This is a genomic window from Micromonospora sp. C31, from assembly GCF_018070575.1.
Lineage (GTDB): Bacteria > Actinomycetota > Actinomycetes > Mycobacteriales > Micromonosporaceae > Micromonospora.
The window spans coordinates 1-384 of the sequence record NZ_JAGPXN010000080.1 but is presented as its reverse complement, the minus strand read 5'-3'; the positions used below and the strand labels follow the sequence as shown (position 1 = coordinate 384).

Sequence of the window (384 nt, the reverse complement as noted above, 5' to 3'; positions counted from 1 at the left end):
TTGGCGTGTGCGCGAGGACGTTGTCCAGCAGGCGCACGCCGATCGCGTTGTCGGTGACCGACGCGGCGGTGACCACCACCGCGATGATCAACCCCAGGGCGTCCACCGCGAGGCCCCGCTTACGGCCGGGCACCTTCTTTGCCGCGTCCTTGCCGGTCGTCGCGGCCGGAACGTGGTTGGCCGCCCTGATCGACTGGGTGTCCAGCACCACCGCGGTCGGATCCTCCCGGCGGCCGGCCTTCTCCCGCGCCTGACAACGCAGCAGATCATGAATCACCTGGTCAGTGCCGTCATCACGCCACAGAGCGAAGTAGTAGTACGTCGCGGACTTCGGGGGCAGGTCGTGTGGCAGGTACGCCCACTGACACCCGGTCCGGTTCTGGT

At 68.0% G+C, this 384-nt stretch carries 1 protein-coding gene; it reads right to left on the bottom strand.

The annotated features are described in order from the left end of the window. Window positions 1–384 (bottom strand): transposase (locus tag KBX06_RS27535; protein ID WP_210839983.1); only part of this gene is annotated, 384 nt, incomplete at both ends.